Here is a 16,907-nt window from a genome sequence, read left to right on the forward strand (position 1 = left end):
GCGCGGTGCGGGACCGGGAGAGGACCTCGGTAGGCTGATGCCCGATCCAGGGGCAAGGAGGGACAAGGACGATGGCAGGCAACACGGAGCCGCTGCCGCCGCGGGCCAAGCTGGCCGTGACGGCGGGCAAGGCCGCCGCGGCGGTGTCGCGGGCCGCGGGCCGCGGCAGCGGATCGGTGATCGGCGGAAAGGTGGCGCTCAAACTCGACCCCGACCTGCTGGCCCGGCTCGCCCAGAACCTGGACGTCGTCCTGGTGTCGGCGACCAACGGGAAGACCACCACGACCCGGCTGATCGCCGAGGCGCTGCGCGCCGCGGGGCCGGTCGTCTCCAACGCGCTGGGCGCCAACATGCCCGCGGGCATCACCGCGGCGCTCGCCGGGGGCGGCGACGCCCGCTACGGCGTCATCGAGGTCGACGAGAAGTACCTCTCCGCGGTCGCCCGCGACGTGACGCCCAAGGCCATCGCCCTGCTCAACCTCTCCCGCGACCAGCTCGACCGCGCCGCCGAGACCCGGATGCTCGCCGAGCGGTGGCGCGAGGGCCTGTCCGGCTCCAAGGCCGTGATCGTGGCCAACGCCGACGACCCGCTGGTGGTGTGGGCCGCCTCCTCCTCGCCGAACGTGGTGTGGGTGGCCGCCGGCCAGGAGTGGAAGGACGACGCCTGGTCCTGCCCCGCCTGCGGCGGTGTGATGCAGCGCCCCGGCGACGACTGGTTCTGCGGCGAGTGCGGCTTCCGCCGCCCCACCCCGAGCTGGGCGCTCTCCGGCGACCACGTGCTGGACCCGCACGGTTCGGCCTGGCCGATCCGCCTGCAGCTCCCCGGCCGCGCCAACAAGGCCAACGCCACCACCTCCGCGGCCGTCGCCGCCGCCTTCGGCGTTCCGCCGCAGACGGCGCTGGAGCGCATGTACTCGGTGACCGCGGTGGCCGGCCGCTACGACGTGGTGTCCTACCAGGGGCGGGAGCTGCGGCTGCTGCTGGCCAAGAACCCGGCCGGCTGGCTGGAGACGTTCTCGCTGATCGACGCCCCGCCCGCGCCCGTCATCCTGGCGGTCAACGCCCGCTCGGCGGACGGCACCGACACCTCCTGGCTGTGGGACGTGGACTACTCCCGGCTGGCCGGGCACCCCATCTGCGTGCTCGGCGACCGCAAGCTGGACCTGGCGGTCCGGCTGGAGGTCGCGGGGGTGGACTTCCAGGTGTGCGACAGCGTCCCCGAGGCCGTGCGGCAGTGCCCGCCCGGCCGGATCGAGGCGATCGCCAACTACACCGCCTTCCAGGACATCCGCCGCGTCGTCGGCAACTGACCCGGTTCCCGCAAGCACAGAGCCCTACGAAAGGCACGGCGAGGATGGCGAGCACGAATGACAGCGGCCTGCGCCTGGTGTGGGTCTACCCGGACCTGCTGAGCACCTACGGCGACCAGGGCAACGCACTGGTGGTGGAGCGGCGCGCGCGGCAGCGCGGACTGACCGTGCACCGGGTGGACGTCCGGTCCGACCAGCCGATCCCCACCTCCGGGGACATCTACCTGATCGGCGGCGGCGAGGACCGGCCGCAGCGGCTGGCGGCCGAGCGGCTGCGCCGCGACGGCGGGCTGAACCGGGCCGTCGACAACGGCGCGATCGTCTTCTCGGTCTGCGCCGGCTACCAGATCCTGGGGCACGAGTTCATCAACGACCTCGGGCAGCGCGAGCCGGGTCTGGGCCTGCTGGACGTGACCAGCACCCGCGGCGAGGGCGAGCGCTGCGTCGGCGACGTCCTGGCCGACATCGACGAGCGACTGGGCCTGCCCCAGCTCACCGGTTTCGAGAACCACCAGGGGGTCACGCACCTGGGCCCGACCGCCCGGCCGCTGGCGCGGGTGCGGCTGGGCCGGGGCAACGGCACGGGCGACGGCACCGAGGGCGCCTGGAACGACACCGTCTTCGGCACCTACATGCACGGCCCGGTCCTGGCCAGGAACCCGCAGATCGCGGATCTCCTGATCAAGATCGCCCTGGACGTGAACGCGCTGCCGCCGGTGGACGACCGCTGGTACGAGGCGCTGCGGGCCGAGCGGATCGCCGCGGCCACCCAGCCCGCCTGACGCCGCCCCGCGCCCGCCGGCGGGCGCCCGTCCGGCTCGCCGCCCCCGGCCGTACCCCCGGCCGGGGGCGGTTCTACTCTGGTTCGAGCGGATCGGCACGATATGGGAGAGCTGCGGATGGACCACGACGGACACGGCATGCCGGCGGACCTGCCGCCGTTCACCCTCGGACGTGGCCTGGAGTTCTCCCCCGAGCCGTTCTTCCTCACCGGCTGCCTCCTGGCACTGGCGCTCTACGGGTGGGGCGTCGTGCGGCTGCGGCGGCGCGGCGACGCCTGGCAGGCGGGTCGCACGGTCTCCTTCGTGCTGGGCGTGCTGACGGTGGCGCTGACGATGTGCACCGGCCTCAACGACTACGGCATGGTGCTCTTCAGCGTTCACATGGTGCAGCACATGGTGATCAGCATGCTGTCGCCGATCCTGGTGCTGCTGGGCGCCCCGGTGACGCTCGCGCTCCGCGCGCTGCCGGCCGCCGGGCGCGGCCGGAAGGGGCCGCGCGAGCTGCTGGTGGCCGTGCTGCACAGCCGGTACGTGCAGGTCGTCACGCACCCGGCGTTCACCATCCCGGTCTTCATCGCGAGCCTGTACGCCCTGTACTTCACCCCGCTGTTCGACTTCCTGATGGGGTCCGGGGCCGGGCACATCGCGATGATGGTGCACTTCCTCGCGGTCGGGCTGGTCTTCTTCTGGCCGATCATGGGCGTGGACCCCGGGCCGAACCGCCCCGGCTACGTGATGCGGATGCTGGAGCTGTTCGCCGGCATGCCCTTCCACGCCTTCTTCGGCATCGCGCTGATGATGGCCGGCGAGCCGATGGTGGAGACGTACGCCGACCCGCCCGCCTCGCTCGGCGTCACCGCGCTGTCCGACCAGCACGCGGCGGGCGGCATCGCCTGGGCGTTCAGCGAGATCCCGTCGGTCGTCGTCCTGATTGCCCTGGTCTTCCAGTGGTACTTCTCCGAGCAGCGGCAGGCCCGGCGCAGCGACCGGGCCGCCGACCGCGACGGCGACCGGGAGCTGGCGGCCTACAACGCCTACCTGTCGTCGTTGCAGGCCCGCGGACGGTAGCGCGCGACGGGCCGTGGCCGGACATCGCAGGAGGGTGTCCGGACCGCGGCGGGACGGGTCGACGCCCGCGCCCGGGGTACCCGTCCCACCGACCGGGAGGAGGGTGCGAGCGATGCAGGAGACGGCGAAGACCATGGCCGCCACCACACTGGCCGCCCTGGTGGTGATCACCGCCTACACCGTGGCCCTGGGGGGCAGCGGCTGGCTGTGGTTCGCCTGGGTGGTCCTGGGCCTGGCGACCCTGGGGCTGGCCACGGCGAAGGACCGCTGAACCGCCGCGTCCCCGGGTCCCCCCGCGGACGTCGGGGAGGACCCGGGGACGCGCGGGTCAGAAGTCGAACACGGCCCCGGTCTCGCGGGTGAGCGCGCAGGCGTTGGGGAATTCCGCGCTCCACCGCAGCGAGCCGTCCCGCCAGATTCCTTCGGCCTCGGCGACCACCGGCCGGTGCTCGTTGGTGCAGTGGTGCTGCCGGCCGGAGAGGGCGCGCAGCTCTCCCCCGGCCCGCTCGATGTCGGCGCAGGCGGCGGCCGCGCGGGGGTGGGGCCCGTCGCCCTGGTCGGGGCAGGTCAGCAGCACTCCACGCGTCCAGGTGCCCGCCGCGTCGGAGACGGTCAGGAAGAGTTCGCCCCGGGCGGGCGCCGGGTCCGCGGCCTCGGCCCGCACGGCGGACGCCGGGGCGATCGTGAGGAGCGCGGCGACGGCCGCGACGGCGGCGGTGCGGGAACGCGGGAGCATGGGGGCCTCCTCGGCACGGTACGGAAAACCGGAGACGATCGCCGTTCACACCAGCGCGCCGGCGCGGACCGGGCAAGGCACCGCGCCGCCCCGTCCGCCGTCCGGCCGACACCGTTCCACCCGTCCGGACGCCCGGTGCCTCAGCGTCCCGCGCTCCACTCCACTGCCACGCGCCTTGAAGGAAACTTGCGCGGCATCGTATAAAGACGGTGATCGTCGCGTGATGTCCGCGAGGACGTCCCGGACGTTCTCTCGTGCATGCTTCGTGCTCGCCTCGCTGCCGGTGGATCGCCCCGGCATGCCGTTTCCTGCTGTGTGGGAGGGTGACGATGGCGGAGGGATGGACTTTCGCCGGAGAATCCGCGCGGGTCGACACCGGCGCGGTCACACTCATCGAGGGTTCGTCGTTCTGTCTGTCCGAGCCGGGCGGTGACATCGTCCCCGGCACGTCGCAGGGGCTCTTCTACCGCGACACCCGCATCCTGTCGGCCTGGGGGCTGCGGCTGGACGACGAGGAACCCGACCCGCTCTCCGCGATGGTGCCCGAGCCGTACCGCGCGGTCCTGCTCGCCCGGGCCCGTCCCCGGCCCGGACAGGCGGAGGCCACGCTCCTGATCGAGCGCCGCAGGTTCGTGGGGGCCGGGATGCGCGAGGACGTGGTGCTGCGCAACCTCGGCAACGAGGCCGCCGCCTGCGTGCTCACCCTCCGCGCCGAGGCCGACTTCGCCGACCTGTTCGAGGTGAAGGAGGGGCGGGTGCGCCACCGCGGCCGGCACGGGGTGGAGCACGGCGACGGGACGCTGGAGCTGACGCGCCAGTGGCGCGGGCAGAGCCGGGGCGTCCGGATCGCCGCCGAGGGGGCGATCAGTGCGTCGGGCTCGCTCGCCTTCCGGGTCGTGGTGCCCCCGCGCGGCACGTGGCGCACGTCCGTCCTGGTGACCCCGCTGGTGGACGGGGTCGAGACGCCGACGTCCTTCCCGCTGGAGCGGCCCGTGGAGCAGGCCGGTCCGGTGGTCCGCAACACCGCTTGGCTGGAGACCGGCCCCAAGGTCTCGGTGGGCGACGAGGCGCTGGGCGCCACGCTGCGCCGCAGCCGCCGCGACCTGGGCGCGCTGCGCATCTTCGACCCCGAGGTGCCCGACACCCCGGTGGTGGCGGCCGGCGCGCCGTGGTTCATGGCCCTGTTCGGGCGGGACTCGATCCTCACCGCCCTGATGGCACTGCCCACCGATCCGCGGCTGGCCCTGGGCACCGCCCGGGTCCTCGCCCGCTACCAGGGCACCCGGGTGGACCCGATGACCGAGGAGGAGCCCGGGAGGATCCCGCACGAACTGCGCTTCGGCGTGGACGCCTCGCTGGTGCTGGGCGGCAACGTCTACTACGGCACCGTCGACGCCACCCCGCTCTTCGTGGTCCTGCTGGGCGAGCTGCTGCGCTGGGGCGCCGACCGGGAGGCGGTGCGGGCGCTGCTGCCGCACGCCGACCGGGCGCTGGAGTGGGTCGAGCGGTACGGGGACCGGGACGGCGACGGGTTCGTGGAGTACCGGCGCGCCACCGACCGGGGACTGGCCAACCAGGGCTGGAAGGACTCCTGGGACGGCGTCAACGGCGCCGACGGCCGCATCGCCGAACCGCCGATCGCCCTGGCCGAGGTGCAGGGCTACGTCCACGCCGCCTACCTGGCCCGCGCCCTGCTGGCCGAGGACGCCGGGGACGCCGGGGGCGCCGAGCGCTGGCGGGCGAAGGCCCGCGAGCTCAGGCGCCGGTTCGACGAGCGCTTCTGGCTGCCGGAGCGGGGCTGGTACGCGATGGCGCTGGACGGCGCCAAGCGGCCCGTCGACTCCCTGGCCTCCAACATGGGCCACTGCCTGTGGAGCGGCATCGTGGCCGCCGAGCGGGCGCCGCAGGTCGCCGAACACCTGCTCTCACCGGAGCTGTTCAGCGGCTGGGGCGTGCGGACGCTGGCCACCTCCATGGCCGCCTACAACCCGATGAGCTACCACAACGGCTCGGTGTGGCCGCACGACAGCGGCATCGCGGCGGCCGGGCTGATGCGCTACGGCTTCACCGGGCACGCCCGGCGCGTGGCCGAGGCCGTGCTCGACACCGCGGCGGCCTTCGGCGGGCGGCTGCCCGAGCTGCTGTGCGGCTTCGACCGCGCCGAGTACGACCAGCCCGTCCCGTACCCGGCGTCCTGCTCGCCGCAGGCGTGGGCCTCGGCCACCCCGCTGCACCTGCTGCGCGTCCTGCTGGGCGCCGAGGCGTGCCTGCCGCACGGGCGGCTGCGCCTCGCCCCGGCCCTGCCCGAGCGCTTCGGTCCGCTGCGGCTCGAGGACCTGCCGCTCGGCGGCGCGCGGGTGCGCGTCGAGCTGCGCGACGGCCGGCTGGAGGTGGACGGGCTGCCCCCCGGGGTGGAGCTGACGGACGAGCCGTGCCCGTGCGCGGCGTCCGACGGCCGAGCCCCCTAGGCCCGCCGCCGGGCCTCCACCGGGCCGCGGCGGCGCCCGTCCCGCACCGTCCCGTCCCCACCGCCCCGGGGCCGCCCCGCCCGGCCGGGCGCCGGCCCCCTCCCGTCCTCTCCCTTCTTCCCCTCTTCCCCGTCCGGGCCCGTCCGGCCGGGGACTTCCGCCCCGCCCGGGCCCACCCGGCCGGGAGCCCCCGACCAGGCTCCCGGCCCGCGTCCGGAGCGCCGACGCGTGCAAAGGAGGAGTCGTATGAGCAACCGGCAGCTTCGCATCGCAATGGTCGCGCCGCCGTGGTTCGACCTGCCCCCGCGCGGTTACGGGGGCATCGAGGCCATGTGCGCCGACCTGGTCGACGCGCTGGTGGCCCGCGGTCACCAGGTGACGCTGATCGCGGCCGGCCGCAACGGGACCCGCGCCCGCATGGTGCGCACCTACGACGTGCCGCAGGGGCCGCGGCTGGGCGAGCCGCTGCCGGAGGTGCTGCACGCGGCGGCGGCCGGGCGGATCCTGGACGGCCTGGAGGTCGACGTGGTGCACGACCACTCACTGGCCGGTCCGCTGCTGGCCCGCGGCCGGAGCGTCCCGACGGTGGTCACCGTCCACGGCCCGGTGGCGGGCGAACCGGGCGAGTACTACCGGCAGTTGGGCGACAGCGTGCACCTGGTGGCCATCTCCGACGCCCAGCGCCGCACCGCCCCCGAACTCAACTGGTGCGGCACCGTGCACAACGCACTCCGCCCCGAGGACTTCCCCTACCGGCCGGACAAGGAGGACTGGGTCCTCTTCCTGGGCCGCTGCACCCCCGACAAGGGCATGCACCTGGCCATCGACGCCGCCCGCGCCGCGGGCCGGGAGATCCGGCTGGCGGCCAAGTGCAGCGAACCCGCCGAACGCGAGTACTTCGAGGCCGAGATCAGGCCCCGGCTGGGCGAGGGCGTCGAGTGGCTCGGCGAGGTCGGCGGCGTCCGCAAGAAGGAGCTGCTGGCCAGAGCCCGCTGCCTGCTGTTCCCGCTGCAGTGGGAGGAGCCCTTCGGCATGGTGATGATCGAGGCCATGGCCTGCGGCACCCCGGTGGTCACCCTCCGGCGCGGCTCGGTCCCCGAGGTGGTGGAGGACGGGGCGACGGGCCTGGTGCGCGACGATCCGGCCGAACTGCCCGAGGCGGTCCGGGCCGTGGACCGGCTGGACCCGGCGCGGTGCCGCAAGAGCGTCGTCGAGCGGTTCCGTCCGGAGATCATGGCGGCCGGGTACGAGGCGGTCTACCTCCGGGCCGTCGCGGCGCGCGGCGGGGCTCCCGGGGACGTCCCGCCGGAACCGGACGGCTCCTCCCCGGCGGGCGCGGCGGCCGCCGACATGCTGCCCGTGGCCTGACGGCCGCCCCGGCCGGCGGCGGCCGGACCTCGCCGCCCCGCGCGCTCCGGTGCCGGGCCCGGCACCGGAGCCGCCCTGCCGGGACGGCTCCGGACCCGGCCGCGGGCGGTGGGCCGCGGCCGGTGCCCGCGCGGGGCCCCCGTCATGCGCTGTGCACGATCTGGACCAGGTTGCCGCAGGTGTCGTCCAGAACCGCGGTGGTGACCGGGCCCGCCTCCAGCGGCTCCTGGGTGAAGTGCACCCCGAGTCGGCGCAGCCGGTCGAACTCCGCGTGCACGTCGTCCACGGCGAAGGAGGCGGCCGGGATGCCGTCCTCGGCCAGCGCCGCCCTGTACGGCGGCACCGCGGGGTGGCCGGAGGGCTCCAGCAGCAGTTCGGTCCCGTCGGGGTCCTCCGGCGAGACCACGGTCAGCCACCGGTCCTCACCCAGCGGGACGTCGTGCTTCTTCACGAAGCCCAGCACGTCGGTGTAGAAGCGCAGGGCCTTGTCCTGGTCGTCGACGAAGACGCTGGACAGGTGGATCCTCATGAGGCACTCCCCGGTGCGTCGGGCCTGAGCCACCGGGTCACGAGGTGCTCAAGCGGTTCGGTGTTCAGGTCGTGGAACTTGTAGCGGCCCTGACGCCGCGGGACCACCAGGCCCGCGGACTCGAGCACGGCCAGGTGCTGGCTGACCGCCTGGCGGGACAGCCCCAGGCCGTGCTTGGCCACCAGCCGTCCGCACAGCTCGAACAGGGTCTGGCCGTCCCGCTCCGCCAGCTCGTCGAGGATGCGTCGGCGAGTGGGGTCGGCCAGGGCCTTGAAGACGTCCTCCGCCATGGCCGCCACCATAGGCAAGTGATTGCTTGCATATCAAGCCGGACACCCCGCCGTCGTCCGGCCCGGGGGCGGGCCGGCCCGGTTCCGGCCCCCGGGGCCAACGCCCGGCGCCCACGCGGGAGTCGGCGGATCCGGAACGTCCCGCCGGGGGCCGCGGCTTCCCCGGCACGCCGGCGGCGCCGGCGCGGTGCCGCGACACGGCCCGGCGGGACGCGTGCGCCGTACGGCGGCACCGGACGGCACCCGGGTGCCTGCGGCGGCCCTGGAGGGGTAAGCGCCGGACACGGGCCGGAACGGCCCGACGATCCGCCCCCGCACCAGCAACAGGCCGGTGCGGGTCCGATCGGGAACCGTCGCCGCCGGTGCCGCCCGGGCAGGCGCCGGTTCCCCCGGATCCGCCGCCCGGTCCCGGAAGAACGCAGCCCAGGCGCCCGCCCGGCGGAGTAGGGAGTCGACCCGTGTTCTACAACGTCCTGAAGTACGTCCTGCTGGGCCCGCTCCTGCGACTGCTGTTCAGACCCCGCATCGAGGGGTTGGAGAACGTGCCGGACGAGGGCGCCGCGATCGTCGCCGGGAACCATCTGTCCTTCTCCGACCACTTCCTGATGCCCGCGATCCTGCACCGGCGCATCACCTTCCTGGCCAAGGCGGAGTACTTCACCGGTCCCGGCCTGAAGGGGAGGCTGACCGCGGCGTTCTTCCGCAGCGCCGGGCAGATCCCCGTGGACCGCTCCGGCCGGGGCGCCGGGCGGGCGGCGATCGAGGAGGGGCTGAAGGTGCTGGGCAGGGGGGAGCTGCTCGGCATCTATCCGGAGGGCACCCGGTCGCACGACGGCCGGCTGTACCGGGGGCGGACCGGGGTCGCCGTCATGGCCCTCCGGACGGGGGTGCCGGTGGTGCCGTGCGCCATGGTGGGGACGTTCGAGATCCAGCCGCCGGGCCGGTCGCTGCCGAGGATCGGGCGGGTCACCATCCGCTTCGGCGAACCGCTGGACTTCTCCCGCTTCGCCGGCCTGCACGAGGAGCGCACCGTCCTGCGGGCGGTCACCGACGAGATCATGTACGCGATCATGAATTTGTCCGGCCAGGAGTACGTGGACCTGTACGCCCCCGACGCCAAGGCCGCGCAGGCGGCGGCCCACCGGAACGGTGACGACGCCGGCCCGGCGCCCGGGAGCGCCGCGCCGTGACCGCCGGGCCCGCGGCGCCACCCCCCGGCCCCGCCGTTCGCGCCCGCCTCCCCGCCCCGGGCCTCGTCCGGGCCGGCCATCGACGTCAGGGCGCGCAGGCCGTTCCCCGGCTCCGCCGCGTCACCGGCGCGCCTCGTCCCCCGGCTCCGGTGCTTCCCGACGATCCTCGCCCACGCCTCGCCGATCCCCGCGCAGCCCGTGCTCGGGGTCTCGGCGAGCCTGGCGTCGCGCAGGGCCTCGGCCCACACCTGGACCAGCAGGGCGGGCGGAACGCCCCTCCGGGCGTTCGCTCCTGACGAGCCCGGCCCTCACAGGGGCGGGGCGAGGCAGGAGGAACGACTCCTCGCCCCGCGTCGAGGGGCACCGCGCCCCCGGCCCCCGCGCCCCCTCTGCCCGGCCGCCGCCCCGGCCCGCCCCCCCCTGCCGGCGTCACCCGCCTTGGTGCCCCGGGCGGCGCTCGCCACCGGGCGGGCCGGGGTGGTGCGCCGCGATGCCGAAGCGGCTCCGTTCGCCCGGAGCGGACGGCACCTCCCGCACGGACGAGACGGTGCTGATCACCCCGTCGTCGCCGGAGGCACCCATTCCCTCCAGTCGCTCCAGGTCAGCGGCGGTCACCAGGGCCACCAGAGGCTTGCCGTGGCGCGTCACCACCACCCGCTCGCCCCCGTACACCACACGGTTGATCAGGTCGGCGAGTTCGGCACGGGCTTGCGTGACCGGAATTTCGTAGGCCATGCTCCCAGCATAACCGGATGTACGTCCTGTAAATTCTGTACATTACCTGCCGGAGTTGCCCGCCTGCCGGCCCACGAAGGGACCGATCGCCGTGCACCGACCCGCTTCCGCCTCCCCCCGACCCGTCGCCCGCCACGTCCTACCCGAGTTCACCGAGCGCACCGGCTACGGCGTACGGACCCTGGACCCGTACTCCAAGCTCCTGGAGGAGCGCATCGTCTTCCTCGGGACGCAGATCGACGACGCCTCCGCCAACGACGTCATCGCGCAGTTCGTGCACCTGGAGCACAGTGCCCCCGGGAGGGACATCTCCCTCTACATCAACTCCCCCGGCGGCTCGCTCACCGCCATGACCGCGATCTACGACACGATGCGGTTCGTCTCCTGCGACGTCGAGACCGTCTGCCTGGGCCAGGCGGCCTCCGCCGCGGCCGTGCTGCTGGCGGCCGGAACCCCGGGGAAGCGGCTGGCCCTGCCCGGGGCGCGCATCATGATCCACCAGCCCTCCCTCGCCGAACCCGTCCAGGGCCAGGCGCGCGACCTGGAGATCCACGCCCGGGAGATGCTGCGCGTCCGGGCCAAGCTGGAGGAGCTGCTGGCGCTCCACACCGGCCGGCCGCCGGAGCGCGTCCGGCAGGACCTGGAGCGGGACACCTTCTTCGACGCCGAGGGCGCCGTGGCCTACGGGCTCGTGGACCGGCTGACGGCCGACCGCAGGGCGCCCCGCCCGGCGCGCCCCCTGCGGTGAGCGGAGGCGGCATGCTGCCCCCGGAACCGCCTGCCCTGCCCGCCCTGACCCGGGCCGAGTGCGAACTGGTCGACCGCTACCTGGAGGTGGTCGACCTGCTGGGCCGGATCAACCCCGCGCGCGGCCGGGACACCTACGGCGCGCTGCGCGCCGCCCAGGCCCTGGTCGGCCGGGCGACGGCGCTGCGGGACGCGCTGGCGACGATGCACGACCGCGGCGAGAACGAGGTCCACGCGGGCACGCTGGCGCGGGCGCTGCGGGTGCTGGACGGGCGGCGCCGCACCGCTCTGGTCGCCCTTCCGCCCGGCCCCGGGGGCTGACGCGGGCCGCCGGGCCCCGGGCGTTACCGGACCGGCGGCGAGTGACCCGTCCCACGGCGGCTACCGGAACCACCATGAACCACCGCCGTGAGACGCCCCTGGAGCGCGACGACCGCAACTTCACCGAACTGCTGCAGGAGGTGCGGGTCGTCCAGACCGGCGTCCAGATCCTCTTCGCCTTCCTGCTCACGCTCGCCTTCACCCAGCGCTTCGCCGACCTGGACCGGGTGCAGCGCGGCACCTACGTGACGACCCTGCTGCTGGCCGTCGTCGCGGCCATCCTCTTCACGGCTCCGGCCGCACTGCACCGGGCGCTGTTCCGGAAGGGGGCCAAGCGGATGCTCGTCGACGCGTCCTCGCGCCTGGCCGCCATCGGCCTGGCCGTGCTCGCCCTCGCGCTGACCGGAGCGGTGCTGCTGGTGGTGGACGTGGTGCTGGGGCGGGCCGCCGGGATCGCGGTGGCGGCGGGCGTGCTCGTCCTCTGCGCGGCGGTGTGGGTGCTGCTGCCCCTCGGCATGCGCCGCAGGGCGCCCGGCGCGGGGGCGCGCGCGGCGGGACGGGTTCCGGAGCGGTGAACGGCGCCCCGCGGGTCCCGCCGGGGAGGCGGGCCGGCCGGGGTCAGCCCAGCGGGGTCCGTCGCGGCAGGGTGATCCAGACCGTCTTGCCGCCCTCCGCGGTGGGCACGACGGTGAGGCTCCCGCCCGTCTCGGCGGCGAGGCTGCGGACGATGACCATGCCGCGGCCGTTGTCCTGCTGGACGGCGGCCGGCAGCCTCCGGGGCCGGCGGGGGTGGCTGTCGGTCACCCCGACCCGGAGCGTCTCGTCGTGCTCCAGCCGGATGTCGACGGTGAAGGTCGGCGATCGGCCGAAGGTGTGCTGGACGGCGTTGGTGGCCAGCTCGGAGACGATGAGGCGGACGGTGTCCGCCAGATCGTTTCCGCTGATCCCACCTGCGACGCCCCACTCGACGAGGACGTCCGTGACGTATCTGCGCGCGGCCGTGACCGAGGCGGGGGCGCTCGGAAGGGTGACGGACGCTTCCTGATGATCTGCCATGGCGAGCTTCGTCCCTTTCCCACCGGGGGCGGGACTCCGGCGCGGTGCCGGTATGTGGAGACGGAGCCGCCCTCGGATGGCTGCTTCGCGTCAGAGTGCCATCATGTCGACGCGACTGCGGCCGTTCACCCGACATGCACCGGTTTCTGTCGCCCGAAGCGGTGAACTCCGCGCGTTGTCACCGTTCTTGGTGCGACCGCCCGCCGGAAACCCGCCGAATCCCGCCGGAAGCGCCGCCGGACCGCGCCCGGCGGGCGCGGCCCGCCACCGGTCAGGGCGCCGGCGGCGCCGTGCCCGCGACGGCGGCGACGGCCGCGGCGACGTCGGCGTCCGTCAGGTCGGCGCGGGCGGTCAGCCGCAGCCGCGAGACGCCGTCGGGCACCGACGGCGGCCGGAAGCAGCCCACGGCCACCCCGGCGGCCCGGCAGTCGGCGGCCCAGCGGACGGCCGCCTCCGGCGCGGGGGCGCGCACGGAGACCACCGCGGCGTCCGGGCGCGTGGCGTCCAGCCCGGCGGCGGTCAGCCCCGCGTGCAGCTTCCGGGCGGCGGCGCGGACCCGGGCGGCACGGGCGGGTTCGGCGCGCACCAGCCGCAGCGCGGCGAGGGCGGCTCCGGTCGCGGCGGGGGCGAGCCCGGTGTCGAAGACGAAGGTGCGGGCGGTGTTGACCAGGTGGTCGATCACGCGCGCCGGGCCGAGGACGACGCCGCCCTGGCTGCCGAGCGCCTTGGAGAGGGTGGCGGTGGCGACGACGCCGGGCGCACCCGCCAGCCCGGCCGCGTGGAGGGCGCCTCGCCCGCCGTCGCCCAGGACGCCGAGGCTGTGCGCCTCGTCCACCACCAGCGCGGCGCCCCGGTCCCGGCAGACGGCGGCCAGTTCGGCCAGCGGCGCGGCGTCCCCGTCGACGGAGAAGACGGCGTCGGTGACGGCCACGGCCCGGCCGTCGAAGCCGTCGAGGGCCCCGGCGACGGCGCCGGGGTCGGCGTGCGGGACGACGGCGGTCGCGGCGCGGGAGAGCCGGCAGCCGTCGATGAGGGAGGCGTGGTTGGCGGCGTCGGAGACCACCAGGGTGCCGCGGTCGGTCAGGGCGGTGACGGCGGCCAGGTTGGCGGCGTAGCCGGAGGAGAACACCAGGGCCGCCTCGAAGCCGCAGAAGCCGGCGAGTTCGGCCTCCAACTCGGCGTGCAGCTCGGTGGTGCCGGTGACCAGCCGGGAGCCGGTGGCGCCCGCGCCCCAGCGGTGCGCCGCGTGCCGGGCCGCCGCGACGACCTCGGGATGCCGGGTGAGGCCGAGGTAGTCGTTGCCGGCCAGGTCCAGCAGGCGGGAGTCGGCGGGGCGGGGCCGCAGGGAGCGCAGCAGGCCGGCGCGGCGGCGCTGCTCCAGCCGTTCGCCGATCCAGTCGAACGGATCGGCCTCCGGGGACGGTCCGGGGGGCGCGGGCGCGGGCGACCGCGCGGGCGGAACCGGGCCCGCGCCGGCGGCCGGCGGTGTCCCCCCGCCCGGGGGACCGGTGCGTTCCTGCGGCATGACTGGCCGTCCCTCGCCTTCTGTCGGGTCCGCCCCAAGGTAGCCGCGGGCCGGGGCCGGGCGGGGTGTGGCGATGCACACACCTTCCATCAGGGCGTTTGTGGGAGTCCGTCCTTGGCCCCGGAAGCGGCGTACGACAGGATCAGCGCCATGGACCTGCTGAAGACGCTGGTGGACAAGGGGCTGCGGCGCGAGCTGCCCACACGCGACGAGGCTCTGGCCGTGCTGGCCACCTCCGACGACGAACTCCTCGACGTGGTGGCCGCCGCCGGGAAGGTGCGGCGCCACTGGTTCGGCCGGCGGGTGAAGCTCAACTACCTGGTCAACCTGAAGTCGGGGCTCTGCCCGGAGGACTGCTCGTACTGCTCGCAGCGGCTGGGCTCGAAGGCCGACATCCTCACGTACACCTGGCTGAAGCCCGAGGAGGCCGCCGAGGCGGCCGGCGCGGGTGTGGCCGGGGGCGCCAAGCGGGTCTGCCTGGTGGCCAGCGGACGCGGGCCCACCGACCGGGACGTCGACCGCGTCTCGAGGACCATCTCCGCCATCAAGTCGCAGCACGGCGACGTCGAGGTGTGCGCCTGCCTCGGCCTGCTCTCCGACGGCCAGGCCGAGCGGCTGCGTGAGGCGGGGGCGGACGCCTACAACCACAACCTCAACACCTCCGAGGCGACCTACGGGAGCATCACCACCACCCACACCTACGCCGACCGCGTGGAGACGGTCCGGCACGCGCGGTCGGCCGGGCTGTCGGCCTGCTCGGGCCTGATCGCGGGCATGGGCGAGTCGGACGGGGACCTGGTGGACGTGGTCTTCTCGCTGCGGGAGCTGGATCCGGACTCGGTGCCGGTCAACTTCCTGATCCCCTTCGAGGGGACGCCGCTGGCGAAGGAGTGGAACCTCACCCCGCAGCGCTGCCTGCGCATCCTGGCGATGGTCCGGTTCGTCTGCCCCGACGTGGAGGTCCGGCTGGCCGGCGGGCGCGAGGTGCACCTGCGGTCGATGCAGCCGCTGGCACTGCACCTGGCCAACTCGATCTTCCTGGGCGACTACCTCACCAGCGAGGGCCAGGCGGGCAAGGCGGACCTGGAGATGATCGCCGACGCCGGTTTCGAGGTGGAGGGCGCCGGGGAGCGGACCCTGCCCGAGCACCGGGCGGACGCACCGGCGGCCGGGTCCGGCTGCGGCGGGCACGGCGGCGGTGGCTGCGGTCCGTGCGGCGACGCCTCCGCCGAGGAGGGCGGCGGGGCGGCCGGGGAGGCCGGTCCCGCGGACGCCGTACCGCAGGCCGCGCAGGCCCCCGGACGGGCGCGCACCGACCTGGTGGCGGTGCGGCGGCGGGGCGCGGGCACGGAGCTGCCGCCCAATGCCTGACGCCCCCTCCCTCCCCTCCCCCGCGGTCCTCCCGGGAGGAGGCGCCGGGCTGCCGGAGCCGTCCCCCGGGCTCTCCTGCGAGGAGTTGCTCGAACTCGACCGGCGCCACGTCTGGCACCCCTACGGCCCGATGCCCGGCCGCGCCGAGCCCCTGGTGGTCTCCTCCGCCTCCGGGGTCCGGCTGCGGCTGGCGCGGCCGGCCTGGGGGCGCGACGAGCTGGTCGACGGCATGTCGTCGTGGTGGTCGGCGATCCACGGCTACCGCCACCCGGCGCTCGACGACGCGGTCCGCGCCCAGTTGGAGCGGATGAGCCACGTGATGTTCGGCGGCCTCACCCACGAGCCCGCCGTGCGGCTGGCCGAGCGCCTGGTGGCCGTCTCCCCCGAGGGCCTGGAGCACGTCTTCCTCGCCGACTCCGGCTCGGTGGCGGTCGAGGTGGCCGTCAAGATGTGCCTGCAGTACTGGCGCTCGCTGGGCCGGCCGGGCAAGCGGCGGCTGATGACCTGGCGCGGCGGCTACCACGGGGACACCTGGCACCCGATGTCGGTGTGCGACCCCGACGGCGGCATGCACCACCTGTGGTCGGGGACGCTGCCGGTGCAGGTCTTCGCCGACGCCCCGCCGGACGGCTTCGACGCCGGGCCCGACCCCGCGTACGAGGCGCACCTGCGGGAGACGGTCGCCGCGCACGCCGACGAGCTGGCCGCGGTGATCGTGGAACCCGTGGTGCAGGGCGCGGGCGGGATGCGCTTCCACTCCCCCGCCTACCTGCGGGTGCTGCGCGAGGCGTGCGACGAGCACGGCGTGCTGCTGGTGCTGGACGAGATCGCCACCGGGTTCGGGCGGACGGGCGCGCTGTTCGCCGCCGGGCACGCGGGGGTCGCCCCGGACGTGATGTGCGTCGGCAAGGCGCTGACTGGCGGCTACCTGACGATGGCGGCGACGCTGTGCACCGCGCGGGTGGCACAGGGGATCTCACGCGGCGAGGTGCCGGTGCTGGCCCACGGCCCGACCTTCATGGGCAACCCGCTGGCCGCCGCGGTGGCGGGCGCCTCGCTGGACCTGCTGCTCGGGCAGGACTGGGCGGGCGAGGTGCGCCGGATCGAGGCCGGGCTGCGCGCCGGGCTCGCCGGGGCCGCCGCCCTGCCCGGGGTGCGGGACGTGCGGGTGCTGGGCGCGATCGGCGTGGTCCAGCTCGACCACGAGGTGGACATGGCCGCCGCGACGGAGGCGGCGGTGCGCGCCGGCGTGTGGCTGCGGCCGTTCCGCGACCTGGTGTACACCATGCCGCCGTACGTCACCGGGGACGAGGACGTGGCGCGGATCGCGGCCGCGGTGTGCGCCGCGGCGCGCGCGGGCTGAAGCGCGCCGCTGGGACGGCGGGACCCGGGGACGGGCCCGAGGGGATCG

The 16,907-nt window shown here is 75.3% G+C and carries 18 protein-coding genes; 12 read left to right on the top strand and 6 right to left on the bottom strand.

Features of this window, described 5'->3' with window-relative positions; all coding sequences use genetic code 11:
- Nucleotides 1-71: 71 nt before the first annotated feature.
- The 4 genes from ACFSJS_RS15275 (at nucleotide 72) to ACFSJS_RS15290 (ending at nucleotide 3,431) form a co-directional block, all read left to right on the top strand.
- On the top strand, nucleotides 72-1,310 hold the full coding sequence (locus ACFSJS_RS15275; RefSeq protein WP_380900550.1) for a MurT ligase domain-containing protein: 1,239 nt from the start codon (nucleotides 72-74) through the stop codon (nucleotides 1,308-1,310).
- A 44-nt stretch (nucleotides 1,311-1,354) separates the two neighbouring features.
- Complete coding sequence (locus ACFSJS_RS15280) at nucleotides 1,355-2,092, top strand: type 1 glutamine amidotransferase (protein ID WP_380900552.1); 738 nt, start codon at nucleotides 1,355-1,357, stop codon at nucleotides 2,090-2,092.
- A gap of 117 nt (nucleotides 2,093-2,209) precedes the next feature.
- Complete coding sequence (locus tag ACFSJS_RS15285) at nucleotides 2,210-3,160, top strand: cytochrome c oxidase assembly protein (protein WP_380900554.1); 951 nt, start codon at nucleotides 2,210-2,212, stop codon at nucleotides 3,158-3,160.
- 112 nt (nucleotides 3,161-3,272) lie between these two features.
- Entirely contained in the window at nucleotides 3,273-3,431 is a 159-nt protein-coding gene (locus ACFSJS_RS15290; protein WP_380900556.1) for a hypothetical protein, read from the top strand.
- A gap of 57 nt (nucleotides 3,432-3,488) precedes the next feature.
- Here the strand turns inward: ACFSJS_RS15290 and ACFSJS_RS15295 are convergent, their stop codons facing one another.
- Complete coding sequence (locus tag ACFSJS_RS15295) at nucleotides 3,489-3,896, bottom strand: SSI family serine proteinase inhibitor (protein ID WP_380900558.1); 408 nt, start codon at nucleotides 3,894-3,896, stop codon at nucleotides 3,489-3,491.
- A 329-nt stretch (nucleotides 3,897-4,225) separates the two neighbouring features.
- Between ACFSJS_RS15295 and ACFSJS_RS15300 the strand changes: the two genes are divergently transcribed.
- Complete coding sequence (locus ACFSJS_RS15300; RefSeq protein ID WP_380900560.1) at nucleotides 4,226-6,364, top strand: amylo-alpha-1,6-glucosidase; 2,139 nt, start codon at nucleotides 4,226-4,228, stop codon at nucleotides 6,362-6,364.
- A 246-nt stretch (nucleotides 6,365-6,610) separates the two neighbouring features.
- On the top strand, nucleotides 6,611-7,732 hold the full coding sequence (locus tag ACFSJS_RS15305; protein ID WP_380900562.1) for a glycosyltransferase family 4 protein: 1,122 nt from the start codon (nucleotides 6,611-6,613) through the stop codon (nucleotides 7,730-7,732).
- Nucleotides 7,733-7,874: 142 nt separating this feature from the next.
- On the opposite strand, the gene ACFSJS_RS15310 is transcribed toward ACFSJS_RS15305, so the two are convergent.
- Both ACFSJS_RS15310 and ACFSJS_RS15315 read right to left on the bottom strand, forming a co-directional pair.
- The gene (locus ACFSJS_RS15310; RefSeq protein WP_380900564.1) at nucleotides 7,875-8,261 is read right to left on the bottom strand and encodes a VOC family protein; all 387 of its coding nucleotides are present in this window, start codon (nucleotides 8,259-8,261) and stop codon (nucleotides 7,875-7,877) included.
- On the bottom strand, nucleotides 8,258-8,551 hold the full coding sequence (locus ACFSJS_RS15315; protein WP_380900566.1) for an ArsR/SmtB family transcription factor: 294 nt from the start codon (nucleotides 8,549-8,551) through the stop codon (nucleotides 8,258-8,260). Before ACFSJS_RS15315 ends, ACFSJS_RS15310 begins: the two co-directional genes overlap by 4 nt.
- Before the next feature lie 458 nt (nucleotides 8,552-9,009).
- On the opposite strand from ACFSJS_RS15315, the gene ACFSJS_RS15320 reads away from it, so the two are divergent.
- The gene (locus ACFSJS_RS15320) at nucleotides 9,010-9,741 is read left to right on the top strand and encodes a lysophospholipid acyltransferase family protein (protein ID WP_380900568.1); all 732 of its coding nucleotides are present in this window, start codon (nucleotides 9,010-9,012) and stop codon (nucleotides 9,739-9,741) included.
- Between the two features lie 429 nt (nucleotides 9,742-10,170).
- Here ACFSJS_RS15320 and ACFSJS_RS15325 read toward each other — a convergent pair whose 3' ends face one another.
- Entirely contained in the window at nucleotides 10,171-10,476 is a 306-nt protein-coding gene (locus ACFSJS_RS15325) for a type II toxin-antitoxin system Phd/YefM family antitoxin (RefSeq protein ID WP_380900570.1), read from the bottom strand.
- Between the two features lie 91 nt (nucleotides 10,477-10,567).
- Here ACFSJS_RS15325 and ACFSJS_RS15330 point away from each other — a divergent pair, with 91 nt between their 5' ends.
- The 3 genes from ACFSJS_RS15330 (at nucleotide 10,568) to ACFSJS_RS15340 (ending at nucleotide 12,119) form a co-directional block, all read left to right on the top strand.
- Nucleotides 10,568-11,224: an ATP-dependent Clp protease proteolytic subunit gene (locus tag ACFSJS_RS15330; protein ID WP_380900572.1), complete on the top strand. Its 657-nt coding sequence runs from the start codon at nucleotides 10,568-10,570 to the stop codon at nucleotides 11,222-11,224.
- A gap of 11 nt (nucleotides 11,225-11,235) precedes the next feature.
- Nucleotides 11,236-11,544: a hypothetical protein gene (locus tag ACFSJS_RS15335; protein WP_380900574.1), complete on the top strand. Its 309-nt coding sequence runs from the start codon at nucleotides 11,236-11,238 to the stop codon at nucleotides 11,542-11,544.
- Between the two features lie 74 nt (nucleotides 11,545-11,618).
- Nucleotides 11,619-12,119: a DUF6328 family protein gene (locus ACFSJS_RS15340; RefSeq protein ID WP_380900576.1), complete on the top strand. Its 501-nt coding sequence runs from the start codon at nucleotides 11,619-11,621 to the stop codon at nucleotides 12,117-12,119.
- 43 nt (nucleotides 12,120-12,162) lie between these two features.
- Here ACFSJS_RS15340 and ACFSJS_RS15345 read toward each other — a convergent pair whose 3' ends face one another.
- Together ACFSJS_RS15345 and ACFSJS_RS15350 are read right to left on the bottom strand one after the other, a co-directional pair.
- Nucleotides 12,163-12,600, bottom strand: coding sequence for an ATP-binding protein (locus ACFSJS_RS15345; protein ID WP_380900578.1), 438 nt, complete (start codon nucleotides 12,598-12,600; stop codon nucleotides 12,163-12,165).
- Nucleotides 12,601-12,871: 271 nt separating this feature from the next.
- The gene (locus ACFSJS_RS15350; RefSeq protein ID WP_380900580.1) at nucleotides 12,872-14,125 is read right to left on the bottom strand and encodes an 8-amino-7-oxononanoate synthase; all 1,254 of its coding nucleotides are present in this window, start codon (nucleotides 14,123-14,125) and stop codon (nucleotides 12,872-12,874) included.
- A gap of 150 nt (nucleotides 14,126-14,275) precedes the next feature.
- Between ACFSJS_RS15350 and bioB the strand changes: the two genes are divergently transcribed.
- Nucleotides 14,276-15,496: a biotin synthase BioB gene (bioB, locus tag ACFSJS_RS15355; RefSeq protein ID WP_380900806.1), complete on the top strand. Its 1,221-nt coding sequence runs from the start codon at nucleotides 14,276-14,278 to the stop codon at nucleotides 15,494-15,496.
- Nucleotides 15,489-16,859 (top strand): adenosylmethionine--8-amino-7-oxononanoate transaminase, encoded by a 1,371-nt coding sequence (locus tag ACFSJS_RS15360; protein WP_380900582.1) that lies wholly within the window; start codon nucleotides 15,489-15,491, stop codon nucleotides 16,857-16,859. Before bioB ends, ACFSJS_RS15360 begins: the two co-directional genes overlap by 8 nt.
- Nucleotides 16,860-16,907 lie beyond the last annotated feature (48 nt).

This window comes from Streptomyces desertarenae (genome assembly GCF_042681365.1).
Lineage (GTDB): Bacteria > Actinomycetota > Actinomycetes > Streptomycetales > Streptomycetaceae > Streptomyces > Streptomyces desertarenae.